The 19828-nt window shown below is 71.4% G+C and carries 16 protein-coding genes; 3 read left to right on the top strand and 13 right to left on the bottom strand.

The features are described from left to right. Nucleotides 1–131: 131 nt before the first annotated feature. From HRF36_RS00405 to HRF36_RS00395, 3 genes are all read right to left on the bottom strand, one after another. Nucleotides 132–734 carry a hypothetical protein gene (locus HRF36_RS00405; RefSeq protein WP_173204621.1) on the bottom strand — a complete coding sequence of 201 codons (603 nt, stop codon included), beginning with the start codon at nucleotides 732–734 and terminating at the stop codon, nucleotides 132–134. Nucleotides 735–905: 171 nt separating this feature from the next. Next, nucleotides 906–1472 (bottom strand): type 1 glutamine amidotransferase domain-containing protein, encoded by a 567-nt coding sequence (locus HRF36_RS00400; RefSeq protein ID WP_173204618.1) that lies wholly within the window; start codon nucleotides 1470–1472, stop codon nucleotides 906–908. A 109-nt stretch (nucleotides 1473–1581) separates the two neighbouring features. Beyond that, entirely contained in the window at nucleotides 1582–2481 is a 900-nt protein-coding gene (locus tag HRF36_RS00395; RefSeq protein ID WP_254281009.1) for a sugar-binding transcriptional regulator, read from the bottom strand. Between the two features lie 192 nt (nucleotides 2482–2673). Between HRF36_RS00395 and HRF36_RS00390 the strand changes: the two genes are divergently transcribed. Together HRF36_RS00390 and HRF36_RS00385 are read left to right on the top strand one after the other, a co-directional pair. After that, nucleotides 2674–4416 carry a glycerol-3-phosphate dehydrogenase/oxidase gene (locus HRF36_RS00390; RefSeq protein WP_173204613.1) on the top strand — a complete coding sequence of 581 codons (1743 nt, stop codon included), beginning with the start codon at nucleotides 2674–2676 and terminating at the stop codon, nucleotides 4414–4416. 181 nt (nucleotides 4417–4597) lie between these two features. After that, the gene (locus HRF36_RS00385) at nucleotides 4598–5257 is read left to right on the top strand and encodes a GntR family transcriptional regulator (RefSeq protein WP_173204610.1); all 660 of its coding nucleotides are present in this window, start codon (nucleotides 4598–4600) and stop codon (nucleotides 5255–5257) included. Between the two features lie 33 nt (nucleotides 5258–5290). On the opposite strand, the gene HRF36_RS00380 is transcribed toward HRF36_RS00385, so the two are convergent. From HRF36_RS00380 to hxlB, 10 genes are all read right to left on the bottom strand, one after another. Beyond that, a complete protein-coding gene (locus tag HRF36_RS00380; RefSeq protein ID WP_173204609.1) occupies nucleotides 5291–6331 on the bottom strand; it encodes a hemolysin family protein in 1041 nt (346 codons plus the stop codon). Then, nucleotides 6328–7707 carry a hemolysin family protein gene (locus HRF36_RS00375; protein ID WP_173204606.1) on the bottom strand — a complete coding sequence of 460 codons (1380 nt, stop codon included), beginning with the start codon at nucleotides 7705–7707 and terminating at the stop codon, nucleotides 6328–6330. Before HRF36_RS00375 ends, HRF36_RS00380 begins: the two co-directional genes overlap by 4 nt. A 172-nt stretch (nucleotides 7708–7879) precedes the next feature. After that, nucleotides 7880–8623, bottom strand: a complete 744-nt coding sequence (locus tag HRF36_RS00370) for a GntR family transcriptional regulator (RefSeq protein WP_371739934.1) — start codon at nucleotides 8621–8623, stop codon at nucleotides 7880–7882. A 13-nt stretch (nucleotides 8624–8636) separates the two neighbouring features. Continuing rightward, nucleotides 8637–10301, bottom strand: a complete 1665-nt coding sequence (locus HRF36_RS00365; protein ID WP_173204604.1) for an ABC transporter ATP-binding protein — start codon at nucleotides 10299–10301, stop codon at nucleotides 8637–8639. Next, a complete protein-coding gene (locus tag HRF36_RS00360) occupies nucleotides 10285–12222 on the bottom strand; it encodes a gamma-glutamyltransferase family protein (RefSeq protein WP_371739933.1) in 1938 nt (645 codons plus the stop codon). The genes HRF36_RS00365 and HRF36_RS00360 overlap by 17 nt, the downstream gene beginning before the upstream one ends. A 7-nt stretch (nucleotides 12223–12229) precedes the next feature. Beyond that, on the bottom strand, nucleotides 12230–13117 hold the full coding sequence (locus tag HRF36_RS16165; protein WP_371739932.1) for an ABC transporter permease: 888 nt from the start codon (nucleotides 13115–13117) through the stop codon (nucleotides 12230–12232). Beyond that, entirely contained in the window at nucleotides 13114–14067 is a 954-nt protein-coding gene (locus tag HRF36_RS00350) for an ABC transporter permease (protein ID WP_173204602.1), read from the bottom strand. The genes HRF36_RS16165 and HRF36_RS00350 overlap by 4 nt, the downstream gene beginning before the upstream one ends. Nucleotides 14068–14071: 4 nt before the next feature. Further along, a complete protein-coding gene (locus tag HRF36_RS00345; RefSeq protein ID WP_173204600.1) occupies nucleotides 14072–15799 on the bottom strand; it encodes an ABC transporter substrate-binding protein in 1728 nt (575 codons plus the stop codon). Nucleotides 15800–15996: 197 nt separating this feature from the next. After that, nucleotides 15997–16935, bottom strand: a complete 939-nt coding sequence (locus HRF36_RS00340; RefSeq protein ID WP_173204598.1) for a hypothetical protein — start codon at nucleotides 16933–16935, stop codon at nucleotides 15997–15999. A 130-nt stretch (nucleotides 16936–17065) separates the two neighbouring features. Beyond that, nucleotides 17066–17695, bottom strand: coding sequence for a 6-phospho-3-hexuloisomerase (hxlB, locus tag HRF36_RS00335; RefSeq protein ID WP_371739931.1), 630 nt, complete (start codon nucleotides 17693–17695; stop codon nucleotides 17066–17068). A gap of 191 nt (nucleotides 17696–17886) precedes the next feature. Between hxlB and HRF36_RS16160 the strand changes: the two genes are divergently transcribed. Next, nucleotides 17887–19563 (top strand): GAF domain-containing protein, encoded by a 1677-nt coding sequence (locus tag HRF36_RS16160; protein WP_173204596.1) that lies wholly within the window; start codon nucleotides 17887–17889, stop codon nucleotides 19561–19563. Nucleotides 19564–19828 lie beyond the last annotated feature (265 nt).

Here is a 19828-nt window from a genome sequence, read left to right as displayed (position 1 = left end):
GGTTCCTCCCACAGCGGTGGCCTGATCGACGAGGGCTCCGCGTGGTGAGGGCCGAGCGTGTCCCCCCATGGTGTCCTCCCGGTCAGGCCCGGGAAAGCCCCAGGTCGGGGGCCGATGGACGGAGTCGTGGATCAGGTGGAGCGCGGCGCGTCGGACCCCGGCGGAGGCTGGGCCAGCAGCCGCGCGATGTCGACGTCGACGAACTCACGGAGGCGCTGCTCGCGTTCGTCGGGATACGCCGGGTCGACCGCCTCGACGGCCGAGACCTTGGTGACGATCACGGCGCCCACGTCGCCCCACGCCCGGTCGACCGCCGAGGCCACGATGCCGTCGACGAAGTCGTCGTCGGACTGCAGATCGTCCAACCTCTCGGCGACGGCCGTGTAGGTCTTCTCACGGAACCAGAGGGTGTCGTCGTCACCCCGGCGGTAGTCGTGTTGGTGCCGGGACCGGCCCTTCGCCTTGAGTGCCTTCGCACGCTCGCCACCGATGCGCTCGTTCTGCTCACGCTGCTCGGCCGCCAGACGCCCGAGGATGGTCCGCACGGCCTCGCGGGTGCGCTCGTGGTCGAAGTGCTCGTCGTCCCGGAGGGCACGGATGACGATCGAGTTGGCGACCGAGACGACGGCGGCGGCACGGGAGATGAGCACGCCCTCGGAGACGGCCCGCTCGAGGGCCACCGGGTCGGGTGTCGCCGGCTCGGAGGGGACCTTGCTCGCCTTGCCGAACTTCATCGCGCCTCTCTCTCGACCGGTCGGACGCCGGGGCTCCTCGGGGACGGTACGTCTCGAAGACGGTGCGCCTCGGGGACGGGCCGCGACGGACCCTGCGTCCCATTAAAGACCCCTGGCCCGGCGCGTCTGCCCACCGAGGTGGACCGACGCGCCGGGCCGGGGGTCGTCCGGTCAGGCCGTCGCGGCGAGGGCCGTCGACGCTTCGCGGACGAAGTCGTCGAGGTCGTCGGGGTCACGCGAGGTGATGAGCGTGAAGCCCTGCTCGACGTCCGTCACGACCGAGCGGTCGACCCAGGTGCCACCGGCGTTGCGGACGTCGGTCTGCAGCGACGCGAAGGACGTCAGCTCCTTGCCCTGGACGAGCCCCGCCTCGATGAGGGCCCACGGTCCGTGGCAGATGGCGGCGATCGGCTTGCCTGCCGCGGCGAAGGCCTTGATCAGGTCGACCGCGTCACCCTCGGTGCGGAGGGTGTCGGCGTTGATGGTGCCGCCGGGCACGAGCAGGAGGTCGTGGTCCGCGGCGTCGACCTCGGCGATCGTGGTGTCGGGGCGGACGGTCTCGCCCGGGTCCTTGTCGCCGACGAGCGTCCCGATCGGCTCGGTGGAGACGCCGGCCACGACGACGGTCGCGCCCTGGTCGCGCAGCTTCGCGACGGGGACGACGAGTTCGTCCTGCTCGACGCCGTAGTTGGTGACGATCGCGAGAACGCGGCGTCCGGTGAGTTCGGTGCTGGCCATGGTGATGCTCCTCTCGGGGCCCGTCGAGGGCCCGGTGTGCTACCCGTCCCGTCTACGCGTCCGGGCTGGGTCGCGGCTGGCCCGCTGTACCCCGCCCGCGCCTCCGTCCTCAGCTGGCCAGGAGGGCCCTGGCCGTCCCCTCGTCGAGGATGAGGTCGGTGACCAGGCCCGCGGCGAGCGCACCCCGGACGCTGGCCACCTTCGCCTCGCCCGCGACGACGCAGACGCGACGCGGCGTGCGCCGGATGGTCGCCAGGTCGGGGCCCGTGGCGCGCTGGTTGAGCTCGATGTCGGCCGACGAGCCGTCCTCGCGGAAGAACACGGTCGCGACGTCACCCACCACGTGGTCGTGGACCAGGCTCTCGTGGTCGCTCTGCTCGAGGTAGCCGCCCGAGTAGACGTGGCTGGGCACGTGCGCCTCGCGCGATCCGACGCCGAAGACGACGAGGTCCATGGCACCCTGCAGCGAGAGGACGCGACGGGTGCTGCGCTCCCGCCACAGCGCCCGCTTCGTGCCGGGGTCGTCGAAGAACGCCGGCACGGGGAACTGCTGGATCAGGGCGCCGTACGCGTGGCCGAAGCGCCGGAGGATCTCGCTGGCGTACTCGATGCCCGTCGTGCGGGTGTTGGCCGCCCCGTTCAACTGCACGAAGACGGTGTTGTGCGTCGTCTTGGGCACCAGGTACCGGCTGACCGCGCTGACGGTCGAGCCCCAGGCGACCCCGACGACCATGTTCGAGTCGACGTACTGGGTGAGCGTTCGTGCAGCCGAGAGCGCGACCCGGTCGAGCCGGTCGACGTCACCCGTCTGGTCGGGCACGGGGACGACGTGGGCGACCACGCCGAACCGCCGGTGCAGCCCCTCGCCCACGGCGGTCGGCTGGTCGAGCGGGGACTTGATCTGGATGTCGACGAGTCCCGTCTCGCGAGCGGACTTGAGGAGGCGCGAGACCGACGAGCGGGACGTCTGCAGCTCATGCGCGATCGCCTCCATCGTGAGGTCCTGCATGTAGTACAGATGCGCGGCGCGCAGGGCTTCCTGCGTGCGTTCCGACTGATCGCCGACGGCCAACGAGACCTCCTTGCACGTTCGTGCAGATCCGTTGCACCGTGTGTGCATCGGGACGACCATGAATCTACCGGCCCGCAGGACGAGTCGGTCACCACCACCAGACATCGCATCTCGAAAGAAGCAGTGACCATGTCGAAGAAGACAGACTCGATCCGTCCCAACGTGCAGCGCATCGTCGACCGCCCGACGGCACAGGTGCTCGTCGTGGGCGGTGGCATCAACGGCATCGCGACCTTCCGCGACCTCGCCCTCCAGGGGGTCGACGTCGTGCTCGTCGAGCGTGCCGACTACGCCTCGGGCGCCTCCGCCGCCTCGTCGCACATGATCCACGGTGGCATCCGCTACCTCGAGAACGGCGAGTTCCGCCTCGTCCGCGAGAGCGTCGAGGAGCGCAACGGTCTGCTCAAGATCGCTCCGCACTACGTCAAGCCCCTGCAGACCACGATGCCGATCTTCTCGACGTTCAGCGGCATCATGAACGCCCCGTTGCGCATGCTCACGCACAAGCAGCGCTCCACGAAAGAGCGCGGCGCGCTGCTGATCAAGGTCGGCATGACGATGTACGACTCGTTCTCCCGCGACGGCGGATCGGTTCCGCGTCACAGGTTCCTCGGGCGCAAGAAGGCACTCGCCGAGATGCCCCACCTCAACAAGGCGCTCAAGTACACGGGCACCTACTACGACGCGTCGGTGCACGAGCCCGAGCGCCTCGCGCTCGACGTGCTGAAGGACGGCCTCGCGGCGGGCGACAACGCTCGCAGCGCCAACTACCTCGAAGCCGTCGGCACCTCCGAGGGCGGGGTGACCCTCCGTGACGTCGTGAGCGGCACCGAGTTCACGGTCACGGCCGACGTGGTCGTCAACGCGTCGGGCCCCTGGACCGACCTCACCAACAAGGCCTTCGGCGCCGAGTCGCAGTACATGGGCGGCACCAAGGGGTCGCACATCGTCGTCGACAGCCCCGAGCTGCTCGAGGCCACGAACGGTCGCGAGATCTTCTTCGAGAACAACGACGGCCGGATCGTCCTGATCTACCCGCTCAAGGGCCGCGTGCTCATCGGCACGACCGATCTCGAGGCGGACATGGCGGAGCCCGCCGTCTGCACGGAAGAAGAGGTGCACTACTTCTTCGACCTGGTCAAGCACGTCTACCCCGACATCGAGCTCAGCCGTGACCACATCGTCTACCGCTACTCGGGCGTCCGCCCGCTGCCGAAGCACGACGACCTCGCCGCCGGCTTCGTGTCGCGTGACTACCGCATCGTCGAGACCGAGGTCGCCGAGCTGCCCGGCACGACCGTCCTCAGCCTCGTCGGCGGCAAGTGGACGACCTTCCGCGCCCTGTCGGCCCACCTCTCGACCGAGGCGACGACCAAGCTGGGCGTGAAGCGGTCCGTCGACACGACCGGCATGGCCATCGGCGGGGGCAAGGGATTCCCGACGACCGAGGGCGCCCGCACCACCTGGGTGGCGGCGCACACGGACGGGCTCGACCGCGACCAGGTCGACCGCCTGCTGACCCGCTACGGCACCCGCGCCTCCGAGGTCATCGAGGTCCTGCTCGACCAGCCGTCGCAGCCTCTCGAGGCCGATCCCACGCTGACCACCGCCGAGATCGCCTACTTCGCCGAGCACGAGGACGCCGTCCACCTCGCCGACGTCGTCTTGCGCCGCACGAACCTCGCGTTCGTCGGCGGCGTCACCATAGAGCTGCTCACCGAGATCGCGGACGTCATGGCCGCCTCGCTCGGCTGGACGACCGAGCAGCGAGACGACGAGATCGAGCGGACCCTGACGACCCTGCGGGACGCGCACGGCGTCGAGGTCGCCTCGCAGCACGTGCCCGTGGCGGCCCCGGTCACCACGAAGTAAGAGAACCGACCCGGATCGACAAGCCCCGCCCCCGTCGAGGAGGCGGGGCTTCGTCGTTCGGTGGTCTCGTATGCGATCGCGGGAATCACACATGTCGCCTTCGGTGCCCAATGGGCAAAATGTGGCGTTTCTCGGATAGAGTTCTGGCCGAGCACTCGACCACGATCATCCAGGAGGCCGCATGCCCGTTCCCGCCACTCCCCCCGCTGCCGAGCGACAGCTGCTGCGCGACACGGTCCGCACCCGCATCCGTGACGCGATCATCGACGGCACGCTCGAGCCCGGCGAACGCCTGCACGACGACGAGCTGATCGCGTGGCTCCAGGTCTCACGCACGCCGATCCGCGAGGCCCTCGGCGACCTGGTCCGCGCCGGCCTCGTCGAGATGGCTCCGAACCGCTACACGAAGGTCGCGATGCCCAACGCCGACGAGGCCGTCGAGGCGGTGCAGACCCTCGGCGTGTTGTTCGGAGGCGCGGCCCGCCTGGCCGTGCCACGCCTGTCGGCCGGTGTCACGCGAGAGATCGTCCGCATGATCGACGTCTGCCTGTCCGACCTCGACCGCGAGGACGGCCCGGCCCTCAACGCCCACGGCATCGCTCTCTTCACGACCTACGTCGACCATTGCGGCAACGCCGCCCTGGTCAAGCTCTGCACCGACGTCACCGACGGCCTCGCCTACAAGCTGCGCGTGCCCGACATCGTCCAGGTGCTGCACTGGGAGTCGATGGCCGCCGCGTTCGTCGCCCTTCGCGAGGCGACCGAAGCCGGCGACCCCCTGGCGGCCGAACTCGCCGCACAGCAGTTGCACGCCCTGCCCGGCCGAGACCCCGTCGCCTGAGGGGACGAGGACGCCGGGCCGGGCCCGGGCCCGTCAGACCGCGGTGACGTCGTCCACTTCGCCGACGAGTTCTTCGATGATGTCCTCCAAGAACAGCACCCCCGTCGTCACGCCCTCGGGCGAGACGGAACGGGCCACGTGCGCACCGACCCGACGCATCGAGGCCAGGGCGTCCTCGAGGTCGGTGTCGCGCCCCACGGCGCCCAGGCGCCTGATGCGCTTCTCGGGCACGGGCGCCTCGAACGCCTCGTCGTCGGTGAGGTCCATGACGTCCTTCAGGTGCAGGTAGCCCGTGGGCTGACCGTCACCGTCGGTGAGCACGTACCGCGAGTACCCCCGAGCCGTCACGGCCCGCTGCACGTCGGCCGGGGTCGACCCCGGCGCGAGGTGCACCATCTCGTCGAGGGGCACCTCGACGTCTCGCACCTTGCGGGTCGTGAACTCGAAGGCCGCCGACAGGGTGCCCGACGAGTCCATGAGCGTCCCTTCGCGCGTCGACTGCTGCACGATCGTCGCGACCTCGTCGAGGGTGTACGAGCTCGTCGCCTCGTCCTTTGGTTGCACCCCGAACACCCTCAGCACGCCGTTGGCGACGGCGTTGAGCGACCAGATGACCGGCTTGAAGACGGTGGCCACGAAGACCAGCGGGGGTGCCAGGATGAGCGCCGCCCGATCGGGCACCGAGAACGAGAGGTTCTTCGGGATCATCTCGCCGACGACGACGTGCAAGAAGGTCACGAGGACGAGCGCCACGACGAAGGCGACCACGCCGATGGCCTCGGCCGAGAGGCTGGTGAGACCGAGCGGGATCTCGAGCAGGTGGTGGATCGCCGGCTCCGAGACGTTCAAGATGACCAACGAGCAGACGGTGATGCCCAACTGGCTGGTGGCCAGCATCAGCGTCGCGTGCTCCATCGCCCAGAGGGTCTTCTTGGCGGCCTTGCTTCCGGCTTCGGCGCGCGGTTCGATCTGCGAACGGCGGGCCGAGATGACGGCGAACTCGGCGCCGACGAAGAAGCCGTTGACGATCAGCAGCACGACGAGCCAGAGGATGCCGGGCAGGTACTCGTTCATCGGGTCACCCCTTCGGTCAGCGAGGCGACCACGCGGTCGTGCTCGGTGGTGGGCGCGACGGCGTCGAGACCGTCGGCCGGTGGGGCGGGCACGAACCGCAGGCGCTCGAGGCGTCCGTTCGCGACGCGTTCGACCCGCAGGCTGCCGCTGCCGCTCTCGAGGGCGACCTCGTCGCCCACCTCGGGCAGGCGGTCGAGCCGGTCGATCACGAACCCGGCCACGGTCTCGTAGTCACCGTCGTCGGGCACGCGGATGCCGGCCCGGTCGGCCAACTCGTCGGGCCGGAGGGCACCGTCGAAGAGGACGGTGCCGGCCTGGCGCACGATGCCCACGCGAGCGCGGTCGTGCTCGTCCTCGAGCTCGCCCACGAGCTCCTCGACGACGTCCTCGAGCGTGACGAGCCCCGCGGTACCACCGAACTCGTCACGGACGACCGCCATCTGCAGCCCACCGTGGCGCAACAGGCCGAGCAGCGAATCGGTGCCCATGCTCTCGGGCACGAAGCGCGCCTCCTGCATCAGCGAGGTCGAGGCGACGGAGGCGCGTTCGGCAAGCGGGACGGCGAACGCGTGCTTCACGTGCACGACGCCGACGATGTCGTCGCTGTCGTCACCGATCACCGGGAACCGGGAGAACCCCGAGGCCAAGGCGGCCTCGACGATGTCGGCGGCCGTGCCGGTGGAGGCGATGGTCGTCATGCGCACGCGCGGCGTCATCACCTCGGAGGCGTCGCGCTGCGAGAAACGCAGGGTGCGCCCCAACAGGGTCGCGTGGTCCTGGTCGAGCTGCCCCTCGAGCGCCGATCGGCGCACGAGCGAGCTCAGCTCTTCGGCCGAGCGGGCACCCGACAGCTCTTCTTTCGGCTCGATGCCCATGGCGCGGATGGCGGCGTTCGCGGTGTTGTTGAAGAGCAGGATGAGGGGTTTGAAGACGGTCGTGAACGCCGCCTGGAACGGCACGACGAACTTCGCGGTGGCCAGCGGCAAAGCGAGGGCGAAGTTCTTCGGCACGAGCTCGCCGACCACCATCGAGAAGAGCGTGGCGAGAACGATGCCCGCGATGCTGCCGACGACCGGCACGACCGCCGCGGGCACGCCGAAGGAACCGAGCGGGCCGCTCAGCATCGAGCTGATGGCGGGCTCGAAGGTGTACCCGGTCAGCAACGTGGTGAGCGTGATGCCGAGCTGCGCACCGGAGAGGTGCGTCGAGGTGATGCGCAACGCCTTGATCGTGGGGCCGAGGCGTTTCTCGCCCCGGTCACGCCGCGCCTCCAGCTCGTTGCGGTCGAGGTTGACCAGCGAGAACTCGGACGCGACGAAGAAGCCGGTGCCGACGGTGAGCACGAGGCCGATGCCGACCATGACCCAGTCATTCATGTCGCCCCTCCCCGTCTGTGACGACCGCGCGAGCGGTCAGGCGTGGGAGAGGCCAGGGCATGTGAGAGGGAGGTTCGTCCATGACCGAGAACAGTAAGCAGGATCGCCGACCGATGCCTGGGAACGTGCAGCCGGTGCACGTGCCGCTGGCGGTGAGCCCGGGAGGCGCGGGTCAGGCCGTCGGGATCGTGGGCGTCGGGATGGTGGGCGTCTGGATCGTGGGCGGCAGGGCGGGCGGCGTGGCCCGCAGGTCGGCCACCCGGTCGGCCGGTTCGGAGCGGGCGAGGAACCCGATGCGCGACTCGCGCACGTGCCAGCCCATCAGCTCGGCGGCCCGTGCCTCGTCACCGGCGTCGATCGCCGCCAGGATGCGGCGGTGGTCCGGCCACAGCCGTTTGCCCCGCGAGAAGGTGTCGAGCGCGTAGAGCCACTCGATCTTGTTCGACAGCTGCCGCAGCAGGGTCGCCAGGGTCGCGCTGCCGCTCAGATGCGCCACGCCGACGTGGAAGCGGTCGTTGAGCTCGACCAGACGGTCGAGGTCGCCGGCCTCGACGGCGGCGTCCCCGTCGTCGAGCAGCTGCCCCAGCATGCGCCGGGTACGCCACCAGTCCTCGGGCGGACGCGGCTCGCCGAAGAGTCCGCGCGCCCGCAGGGCAGCCCGCCGCGCCGTCGAGATCTCGAGGGCCTCGCGCACGGCGAAGAGGTCGTCGGCCTCGTCGACCGGGATCGCCGCGACCCGGCTGCCCACGTTCGGCGTCGACTCGACGAAGCCCTCGGCCTCGAGGGCCCGCAACGCCTCTCGCACCGGGACGCGCGAGACCCCGTGGCGGCGGGCGACCGAGGCCTCGGTGATGCGCGTCCCCGGCACGAGGGTGCCCTCGACGATCTCGCGACGCAGGGCGTCGACGAGGACCACGGGCGACGGGCCCTCACAGGGCGAGGCTGGCACCGGGGATGGCTCCCAACAGTTCGGTCGTGTACTCGGCACGAGGCGACAAGAAGATGTCGTCGACGCTACCGCGCTCGACCACGGCACCCTTGCGCATCACCACCACGTCGTGGGCGATCTGCCGCACGACCGCGAGGTCGTGGGTGATGAACAGGTAGCTCAGGCCGAGCCGGCGCTGCAGGTCGCCGAGCAGGTCGAGGATCTGCTCCTGGACGAGCACGTCGAGGGCCGAGACCGCCTCGTCGCAGATCAACAGCTCGGGCTCGAGCGCGAGCGCCCGGGCGATGGCCACGCGCTGCCGCTGCCCGCCCGACAGCTCGTTCGGCCGGCTCTGTGCGACCGACCGCGGCAGGGCCACCTGGTCGAGCAGCTCGGCGACGCGCTGCCGGCGGGAGGCGCGGTCGCCGACACCGAAGATGCGCAACGGCTCGTCGATCAGCCGCTCGACGCTGTACGAGGGATCGAGCGACCCGTAGGGGTCCTGGAAGACGGGCTGCACCCGGCGACGCAGCGCGCGACGCGACGCACCACGGCTCACCGTGATGCTCTCGCCGTCGATCAGGGCCGACCCGCTCGTGGCCGACTCGAGGCCGAGCACGATGCGGGCGACGGTCGTCTTGCCCGACCCGGACTCACCGACGATCGCCGTGGTGGTGCCGCGCGGCACCTCGAACGAGACGTGGTCGACCGCCCGCACCTGCTCGCCACGGCGACCACGGAGGCGGAACTCCTTGACCAGGTCGGTGACGGTCAGGATCGGGTCGACCCGCGCCTCCTCGGCTCCGACCCCCTCGTCGAGGACGGTCTCGCCGCGACGCAGGGCGGTGGCCGAGGCCAGGGTCGGCGCGGCCGCGACGAGGCGCTTCGTGTACTCGTGCTGCGGGCGACGCAGGATCTGCTCGGGGGTGCCCTGCTCGACGACGCGCCCCTCGAGCATCACGACGATGCGGTCGGTGCGGTCGGCGGCGAGTCCGAGGTCGTGCGTGATGAAGAGCAAGGACGTCCCCCGGCTCTCGACCAGGGTCTGCAGGTGGTTGAGGATCTGCCGTTGCACCGTCACGTCGAGCGCGCTGGTGGGCTCGTCGGCGATCAGCAGCTGCGGCTCGCGCGCCAGGGCGATCGCGATCAGCACGCGCTGACGCATGCCGCCCGAGAACTCGTGCGGGAACTGCCCCGCCCGGCGCTCGGCCTCGGGGATGCCCGCCTCGGTCATCAGGGCGACGACACGACGCTGCACCTCGTCGTGGCCGCGCAGGCCGTGGGCGTGCAACGCGTCGGCGATCTGCGCGCCGACCTTCATCGAGGGGTTCAGGTTGGTCGACGGGTCCTGCGGCACGAGACCGATGCGGGCGCCTCGCACACGGCGCATCGGTACCTCGGTCGCCTGCGCGAGGTCGAGGGTGCCCCCGTCGGGATCGGCGAGCTCGATCGAGCCGCCCGTGATGTGGCCGGCACCGGGCAGCAGTCGCAGGATGGCCGCGACCACCGTCGATTTTCCCGAGCCGGACTGGCCGACGATCGCCACCCGCTCGCCCGGCAGGACGTCGAGGTCGACGCCGTGCACCGCAGGGGTGTCGCCGAACGAGACGCGCAGGTCGCGCACGCTCAGCAGCGGGGAAATGGTGTTCTCAGCGTCCTGCGGCATAGGCCTGGGCTCCTCGGGGGTTGGCGGCGGCGGAGAGCACGCCGGTCTCGGGGTCTCGCGAGACGCTCGACAGTCGGCCCAGGGACCAGTCGCCGGCGCGGGTGACGACGTGGCCGCGGGCGACCAGGGCGTCGATGACCTCGTCGCCGAGGCGGTCCTCGACCACGACGCCTCCGGGCTCCCAGGTGCGCGGCCAGAAGCTGCCGGGGAACGACGTGGTGTGCAGGGCCGGGGCGTCGATCGCCTGCTGCGGCGTGTAGCCGCCGACGATCGTGCGCAGCAGGTAGAGCAACTGCCACTGGTCCTGCTGGTCGCCGCCGGGCGAGCCCAGAGCGACCACGGGCTCGCCGTCCTTCAGCACGAGCGTGGGCGTCAGCGTGGTGCGCGGGCGCGTTCCGGGTTCGAGCGTCGAGGCCGTGCCCTCGTCGAGCCACGACATCTGCAGCCGGCTGCCGAGGCAGAAACCGAGCTCGGGGATGGTCGGTGAGGACTGCAACCAGCCACCCGACGGGGTCGCCGAGACGACGTTGCCCCAGCGGTCGACGACGTCGAGGTGACAGGTGTCGCCCCTCGTCTCGCCGGTCGGCTCGGTGAACGGCTCGGCCAGGCGGTCGGCAGGAGGCGCGGTGCCGGTCGGCGAGGCGTCCTCGGCCGGCGCGACGGGCACCCTCGATGCGGCCGAGGTCGTCGCGGCGCGCGCGGCGGGTGCGGCGACCGTGGGCTCGCCGACGCCGACGGGTGCCTCGCCGAGGGCGGGCGGGAGGTACTCGGTGCGCATCGTGGGCAGGGCGAACGGCTCGCGCCCGGGGACGTCGCCGGGTCGCAGCTCGTGCGCCGCCCGCTCGCCGATCAGTGCCCGGCGCTCCTCGGCGTAGGCCGCGGACAAGAGGGTGTCGAGGGGCACGTCGCCGGGGCCGTACCAGGCCTCGCGGTCGGCCATGGCGAGCTTCTGCGCCTCGACGATCGTGTGGGCCCCGTCGGCGGTCGAGGGGTCGAGCAGCTCGTCCCCGAGCGGCTCGAGCAGGGCCAGCACCTGCAGCAGCGCGGGCCCCTGACCCCAGGCACCGGTCTTGGCGACGGTGTGCCCCCGGAACTCGACGGTGGTCGCCGGTTCGGTCGTGGCGCGGAAGGCGGCCAGGTCGGCGGCCGTGATGACGCCCGCGTGGTCGGTGCCCGACGAATGACGGTGCGGAGTGCGGACGAACGCGTCGATCGCCTGCGCGACGTGCCCGCTGCCCCACTCGACCCGCGCCTCCTCGATCTTCGCCTCGCGGCTCGCGTCCGGCCCGAGGGCCTCCCCGGCCGCGACCAGCTCGTCGAGGACGGCCGCGTAGGCCGGGTTGGTCAGCAGGTCGCCCTCGCGCGGCACCTCGCCGCCGGGCATCCACTGGGCGGCCGAGGTGGGCCAGTGCTCGGTGAAGAGGCCGGCGACCGTCTCGATGGTGGTCGCCACGCGCGCCACGATCGGATGACCGTCGCGGGCGTAGGCGATCGCGTAGGCGAGGACGTCGGCCAACGCCCAGGTGCCGTGCTCGGCCAGCAGCTTGAGCCAGGCGTCGACGGCACCGGGGACGGCGGCGGCGAGGGCCCCCGACCCGGGAACGAGCTCGAGGCCCTCGGCCAGGTAGTGCTCGCGGGTCGCCGCGGCCGGGGCAGGGCCCTGGCCGACGAGCACCGTCGGGGCGTCGGGGGCCTCGGCCGTCGCGTAGATGGCGGTGAGGTCGCCGCCGGGGCCGTTGAGGTGCGGCTCGACGACGTGCAGCACGAAGGCGCCCGCCACGGCCGCGTCGAACGCGTTGCCGCCGCGCTCGAGGACCGACTGGGCCGAGGCCGTCGCCAGCCAGTGCGTCGACGACGTCATGCCGAAGGTGCCGTGCAGGTCGGGGCGGGTGACGAACTCGTCGGGGGTGGTGTAGGTCACGAGGGGGTCACTTCCGGTCGCTGGCGGTGGGGTCGAGGGCGTCGCGCAGGGCGTCGCCGAACAGGTTGAAGCCCAGGCAGATCACGGCGATCGCGAGACCCGGCACGACGGCCGCGAACGGCGCCTTCGCCAGGTACTGCTGCGCGTCGCTGAGCATGATGCCCAGACTGGCCGTCGGCGGCTGGATGCCCAGCCCGAGGAACGACAGCAGGGCCTCGCCGATCACGGCGACCGGCATGATGACCGTGGCCTGCACGATGATCGCCGAGACGCAGTTCGGCAGCACGTGCTGGAAGATCACCCGCAGGCCCGTCGCGTCCATCGTCGTCGCGGCGAGGACGAAGTCGGTCGACTTGATGCGCAGGGTCTCGCCCCGCACCACACGGATCATCGTCGGCACCTGGGCGATGCCGAGGGCGACCACGGCGTTCGTCAGGCTCGGACCGCTGATCGCGGCGAGCGCGACGGCGATGATCAAGAACGGGAACGCCAGCATGACGTCGGTGAGTCGCGAGATGACGCCGTCGAGCCAGCGCCAGTAGCCGGCCAGCAGACCCAGCGGCGTGCCGACCACGACGGCCAGCAGCACCGAGAGCACGCCGACCTGCAGCGAGACGCGGATGCCGTAGACCGTGCGCGAGAGGATGTCGCGGCCGAGGTCGTCGGTGCCGAGCACGTAGCCGACCGTTCCGGGCACCTGGAACGGCAGGTCGAAGTTCACCCGGGTCGGGTCGTACGGGGCGATGAGCGGCGCGGCGAGGCCGGCGACGAGGACGACGAGCAGCATGACGCCGCCCGTGACGCCGAGCTTGTTGCGGACGAGGCCACGCCAGACGCGTCCGCGTCCCGAGCCGAGTCCCGCCCCTGCGGTGGTGGGTGTCTCGATGACGGTCACGATGCGCCTCCTACCCTGATGCGCGGGTTGATGACGGAGTACAGGACGTCCACCGCCAGGTTGATCACGATGTAGCCGACGGTGATGATCAGCACCACGGCCTGGATCACCGGGTAGTCACGGGTGAACACCGAGTCGAGCGTGAGCTTGCCGAAGCCCGGAAGCGCGAAGATGCGCTCGGTGACCACGGCGCCCGAGATGAGGCCGCCGAGCTGCAGGCCGACGATCGTCACGACCACGATCATCGAGTTGCGCAGGCCGTACCGCATCAGCACCCGGCCCCTACCGAGACCCTTGGCCCGTGCCGTGCGCACGTAGTCGGTCTTCATCGTCTCGATCATCGAGGCCCGGGTCTGCCGCATGATGACGGCGGCGAGGCTCGTGCCGAGGATCACGGCGGGCAGGGTCAGGTGGTAGAACGCGCTCGCCGGGTTCTCGGCCACGGGCACGTAGCCCGACGCCGGGAACAGTCCGAGACCGGCCGCCAGCCAGAGGATGGCGAGGATGCCGAGCCAGAAGTTGGGCACCGAGAGGCCGACCAGGGCGGCGGCGTTGGCCATCCACTCGGGCCAGCGACCGCGGTAGCGCTCGGCCACGACACCGAGGGCGACGCCCACGACGACGGCGACGACGATCGCGTAGAGGGCGAGCCACAGCGTGACCGGCAGGGTGGCGCCGATCAACTCGGTGACCGGGGTGCCGGTCCGGGTGGACTCGCCGAGATCGCCACGGACGAAGTTGCCGACGAAGCGGCCGTACTGGACGAGCAGTGAGTCGTCGAGGCCGAGGTCGGCCCGGATGGCTGCGACGCGCTCGGGCGTCGCCTCTTCTCCGGCGAGGGCCAGGGCCGGGTCCCCGGGCAGCTGACGCACGCCCCAGAACACGACGATCGAGGCGATCACCAGCGTGACGGCCGACTGCCAGAGTCGGGTGAGCAGGTAACGGGTCATCGGGTCACTCCCCTTCGACGAACGCGGCGTTGCTGAGACGTACGACGCCGTCGGCGTAGGTGGACACCCCGGCGACCTCGTTCGTCAGCGCGGTCAGGCTCCGGGTTCGATACAGATAGATCAGCGGTTCGTCTTCTTGCACCTGCGTCACGGCCTCGCCGTAGAGCGCGGCGCGCTCGTCGACGTCGACGGTCGCGGCGGCATCGGCCAGCAGCTCGTCGACCCGGGGGTTGCTGTAGCCCGAGTAGTTGTTGCCACCCCCGGTGCGCAAGAAGTTGACCATGTTGCCGTTCGGGTCGACGCGGCCCGACCAGCCGAGCTGTAGCGCGTCGAAGTCACCACGCGACTGCACGTCGAGCAGGGTCGAGTACTCGACCGGCGTGATCGACAGGCGGAACCCGCCCTCGGCGACCTGGGCCTGCAGCGCCTGCACGACGCGGAGCGTGTCCGCGTTGTTGCTGGCCTGCATCTCGATCTCGTAGGGCAGCGTCACGCCGGCCTCCTCGAGGAGGCGCTTCGCCCCCTCGGGGTCGTACGCCGGGCAGGCCTCGCTGGCGGGCGTGACGAAGGGACTGCTGGGCGGGATGGGCGAGCAGGCGGTGTCGTTCCACCCTCCGAAGACACTCTGCACGAGCGAGTCGCGGTCGATCGACATGGCCAGCGCCTGCCGGACGCGCACGTCGCTCGCCAGCGGGGTGTCGAGCTGCACGGGGTCCGTGCCGACGCCGTCCTGGTTGCCGATGTTCACCGTCACGCCCTGGTAACCGAACGAGCCGACCTGCAGCACCGTGAGACCGTCGTCGGCCATCAGCGCGTCGACGTCCATGGTCGACATCGAGTCCGCGACCTGGACGTCACCCGCGCGGACGTTGGCGGCCCGGATGCTGGCGTCGGTGATGATGCGGTACGTGATGGTGTCGAGGTGGACGTCCTCGGCGTCGTAGTAGAGCGGGTCCCGCTCGACCGAGATCGAGGTCTGCGGCACGCGGTCGACGAACTTGTACGGGCCGACGCAGACCGGGGCGTCCCCGAAGTCGTCCCCCTCGGCCTCGAGCGCCGTCGGCGACATGATCATGCCGGCGCGGTCGGCGAGGGCCGCGGTGAGCGGCGCGAAGGGACGCTCGTAGGTCAGGCGCACCGTGTCGGCGCCCCGCGCCTCGACCCCGGTGACCGGACCGAGCTCGCTGGCCCGGGACGAGTCGGGCTTGTCGAGGTGGCGACGCAGCGTCGTGACCACGGCGTCGGCGTCGAGCGGAGTGCCGTCGGCGAACACGGCGTCGGTCCGCACGGGGATGTCGACCGTCAGCCCGCCGTCCGAGAGCGTCGGCAACTCGGTCGCCAGCAACGGCACCAGATCACCGTCGGCGTCGATGTCGTACAGCTTCTGGCAGACCGTCTCCATGACGTACCGCGTGTAGAGCGACGAGGACGTCGTGGGGTCGAGGGCGTCCGGCTCGGCCGAGAGCGCCATGACGAGGTCGCCGCCCTCGACGATCGTCCTGTCGCCGACGGGTGCCGTGGTGACGTCGGTCTTGTCGGGCGGGTTGGTGCCCGCGGGCTGCTGGGGGACGCAGGCCGCGAGCGCGAACGTCGCGGCGGCGGCGAGGGCCGGCAGCACGAGAGCTCGGTGCAGCCGGCGACGGCCGGCGGGTGCACTCGCGGTCGCGGCGCCGGGCGCGGTCGCGGCGCCGGGCGCGGTCGCGGCGCGGGTCGGGCGGGGTGGGCGGGCCATCGGGCCTCCGATGCTCAGGTGGTATCGGTCTGCGCAGCGCAGATTGCATACAATCCCGCCGCACGCCCTAGTTTTGTATACGAATTGTTTCACGCGGGTAAAACGTCGCCCCGACGCACCCGCACCCCGCACCCGCACCAGCACCGAGGTCGCACCACGGACTCGACGTCGCACCACGCATGCCGGTGGTTCCACGCTCACCGCATGGTGCGGAGCGGGAGTCCGACCCGGATGAGCTCCGCCCGGAGCAGTTCCGGTCGCTCGAGTTCGGCCCAGACGGTGCGACCGAAGCCCCTGACCTCCGGCCGGTCACGGATGCGGTCCTCTCGGACCTTCTCGTCCACGACGACCTGCTGCGGCGACCTCCCCCTGAGCCAGCGTGCTTTCGTGTACTTCGAGACACCGTCGAACTCGAGCACGACGCCGAACTCGGGCCACCAGAAGTCGACGATGTCGCGCCCCCGAGCCCAGGGGAACGCTTTCTGCAGAACGGGCCCGGGGGCCCCCAGCTGCCTCAACAGCACACGGCACCAGGACTCGCCGGCCGATTCCGACCCGGCCTCGGCAAAGTCCAGCGCCCGACGGGCTCCGACGCATCCGCGAGCCGTCGACCGAGCGTCGAGACCGGCGAGCAGTTCGCCGCGAGTCGCCGAACCCCTGTGCAAGACCCCGTCGACGGCGACCACGGCATCACGGAACGACGACGTGAGGGCGAGGTCGAGGGCGGTGCGTGCCGCGGACGTCACCCGCAGGTCGTGGGCGACCCGCACCTCGTGGGGGGCGAGCGGCGCCGCGTGACGGACGACACCCGTCGTGGTCTGGGCCGAGCGCCGTCGAGGGTCGATGACGTGCACCCGCTCAGGCCAGTCACCGATCACGGGGACGTCGTGCACCGCGGCCGCCGAACGGTGCGAGACGACGACACCCGGGTCGAGACGGTCGACCACGGCGCGAGCCCGCAGCACGTGCCGTCGCCGGGGAGTCAACTCGGACCAGGCGGACGACTCGACGTACGTCCCGGTGGCGATCGCCCGCACCTCACCTCGCGCGGCACGGCGTCGGAGGCCGGCTGCCTCCCGGCTCTGGTTGCCGATCGAGGACACCCGCACGAGCGGTGGGAGAGGTCGTTCGGTCACTCCGCCACCGTGGCAGAGCCTCGGGCCGCCGCGACGGTTGTCCACAGGATCGCGCGCACCACGAACGGAACGACGCACCGCCCTTCTCGACGGTGCGTCGTTCAGCAGGTGGTGCGGAGGCGCGGGAGGGCTACTCGAGGTTGGCGTGCCGGGGCCAGAGCTCGTCGGCATCGGCACCGGAGCGCTTCCAGAGGGCGTGGAACACGGCGTCGCCGAGCAGCACGACCGTCTGCTCGAACAGCCCGCCGGCGTACTGCGCCGACGCGGCGCCCGAGCGGTCCTGCTTGTCGGCGGCGGGCACGACGAGCACGGCTTCGGCCAGGTCGGCCAGCGGCGAGTCGGCGGCGGTCGTGATCGCGGCCACCCGGGCCCCGGCGTCGACGGCCGTGCGGGCCGCCGCGACGATGCCGGACGTGGTGCCCGACCCGCTCGCGGTGAGCAGCACGTCACCGTCGGCGATGGCGGGCGTCGTGACCTCGCCGACGACGTGCACCTCGAGGCCGAGGTGCATGAGTCGCATCGCGGTCATCCGCAGGGCGAGACCCGAACGGCCGGCTCCGTGGACGAAGACCCGTTCGGCGTCGTCGATCAGGTCGGCGAAGGCGTCGAGCTGACCGGACGTGTCGGACGAGTCGTCCCCTCCGGCGTCGGCGTCGAGCACCGCCGAGACGGCGGCGTCGACCTCGTCCGCCACGAGCTCGAGGGCGGTGGCGACGGAGCCGTGGTCGTCGTCGGGGGCCGTGCTGTCTGCGGTGGTCACGCCCTCCAGCCTGCTCGCCCCGCGCCTCCGGCGTCCAGGTTCGCGCGGAACGCCTCGGACCCGGGGGCCGGCCGGGCCTGAGACCAGAAGGGGGGCCACCGTCGACCCGCATTGGGGGCAGCCCGGCTTCGGACCGCTGCCTAGCCTGGGACGGGGGGACGACACACCGCGAGACACCCGAGGAGCATCACGTGACCAGGACGGTCGACACACCCGCGCACCCGACGCGAAGCTACGAACGATTGCGCCCCGCCATGCGCCTGTTCTACCTGTGGACCCTCTCTCGCTCGCGGCACGTGCCCTCACCTCGCGGCCGGCCGACGTACCGGGCCGACTCCCCCGATCCCGACACCGTGCTGCTGATCGGCACGGGCCCGACCCACGGGTTCGGCGTGACGAGTCACGAGCAGGCGCTCACCGGACAGATCGCGAAAGAGACCTCGAAGAGCACCGGTCGGGCCTGCTCGGTCGACTACATCGGTGACGAGATGATGAACGCCGGCTCGGCCCGCTCGTGGATCGGCGACCACGACCTCAGCCTGTACGACACGGTCGTCGTGATGCTCGGGCTCAACGACGCCGTCATGCTCACCCCGCTCGACGGCTGGCAGCGCGACGTCACGAGGCTCGTCACCGACCTCACGCGCCGCGTCCATCCGACCGCCCGCATCGTGCTGGTCGGCGTGCAGCCCGTGCGCTCGGTGACGCGGTTCGACAACCCCTTCGGGTCGGTCGCCGAACGGCACGCGGCCCGCATGAACGAGATCACCGAGCGGATCGCGTCACAGCACCCGTCCACCTCGTACTTCCGCCTGCCGGCCGGCGAGCTCCAGCCGGGCCGACCGCACGGCTGCGAGACGATGTACCGGCAGTGGGGTGCCGTGGTCGCCGACCGGGTCGCCCCGATCCTCGACGTGGTGCGCCGCGGTGAGACCGTGGAGCACATCGGACGCACCTCGGTGGTTCCGGTGGTGCCCGAGCGCGTCGCCGCGCAGCTCGAGGTGGCGCGACTCGCGGCGTCCGTGGCGGCGCCGGCGCCCACGGGGGCGACGAGCCCGGTGCCCCCGGCGACCGCCCCCGCGGCCGTCGACCCGATCGCGGCCCGACTCGAAGCGGCCCGACTCGAAGCCGCACGGCTCGAGGCCGTCCGGGCCGAAGCCGCACGGCTCGAGGCCGTCCGGGCCGAGGCGGTCCGGCCGCCCGCGCCGGAACCCGCGCCGGCTCCGTCGACCGACACCGCGCCTCCTGCCCGTCCGCGCCGGGTGCTGCCCGAGCCCACCTTCGAGTGGTCGGGCGCCGAGACGCTCGTCGAACTCGCGAGCACGGGCGGGTCGGACACCCTGCAGGACCTGGCCCGCCGCGCCGAGAAGGAGTTCGGCGTCGACGTCGCCGTCGTCTCGCTGCTCGACGGCTCGAAGCTCTACTACGCCGTCAACACCGAGCTGCTGCCCGTGTCGATCCCCCGCGAGCTCACGTTCTGCGACGTGACCGTGGCGGCCGACGCCCCCGTGATCGTCGAGGACGCCCGCAAGGACGACCGGTTCAAGGACAACCCCTACCTCGACCTCAACCACGGCTACTTCTACGCCGGGCACCCGATCCACTCGTCCACGGGCGAGGCGATCGGTACGTTCTGCCTGCACAACACGCGTCCCCGCAAGGCCAAGAGCGTCTCGTCCGACAAGCTGGCCGAGTTCGCCCGCCTGGCCGAGATCGAGCTGCAGAGCTACGAGACGGCCGAGGGCGGTCACGACCTGCCGACGATGTACGAGACGCGGGAGGCGGCGGTCGCGGCGGCCGTGTCGGGTCGCGCCCCGGAGGCGGTCGCGCCGGTCCCGGCCCGCGTCGGGCGTCACGCCGCCCCCTGACCACGCCTAGAACCACCTGAGGCGTTAGTCACCAGCTGACCGGAACCGTGCCTCCCGGGGCCTCGCGGTCCACGCGCGAGAACCCCCTCACCGTGGGGCGAGGGGGTTCTCGTGGGGTGCTCGTCGGCGTCCCGCGCTGCGGGTCGCTGGTACGCACCGTCGACGGGCCGGGCGTCAGCCCGTCCGAAGTCGTGCACCGGGCCGAGGCCCGGAGGGATCAGACCTGGTCGTCGTCGACCGGACCCGCCACGAAGGGGTAGCGGTC

The sequence above is a fragment of the Frigoribacterium sp. VKM Ac-2836 genome (assembly GCF_013248995.1).
Taxonomy (GTDB): domain Bacteria; phylum Actinomycetota; class Actinomycetes; order Actinomycetales; family Microbacteriaceae; genus Frigoribacterium.
The sequence above is the reverse complement of the archived record's forward strand: the minus strand, read 5'-3'. Positions and strand labels throughout refer to the sequence as shown.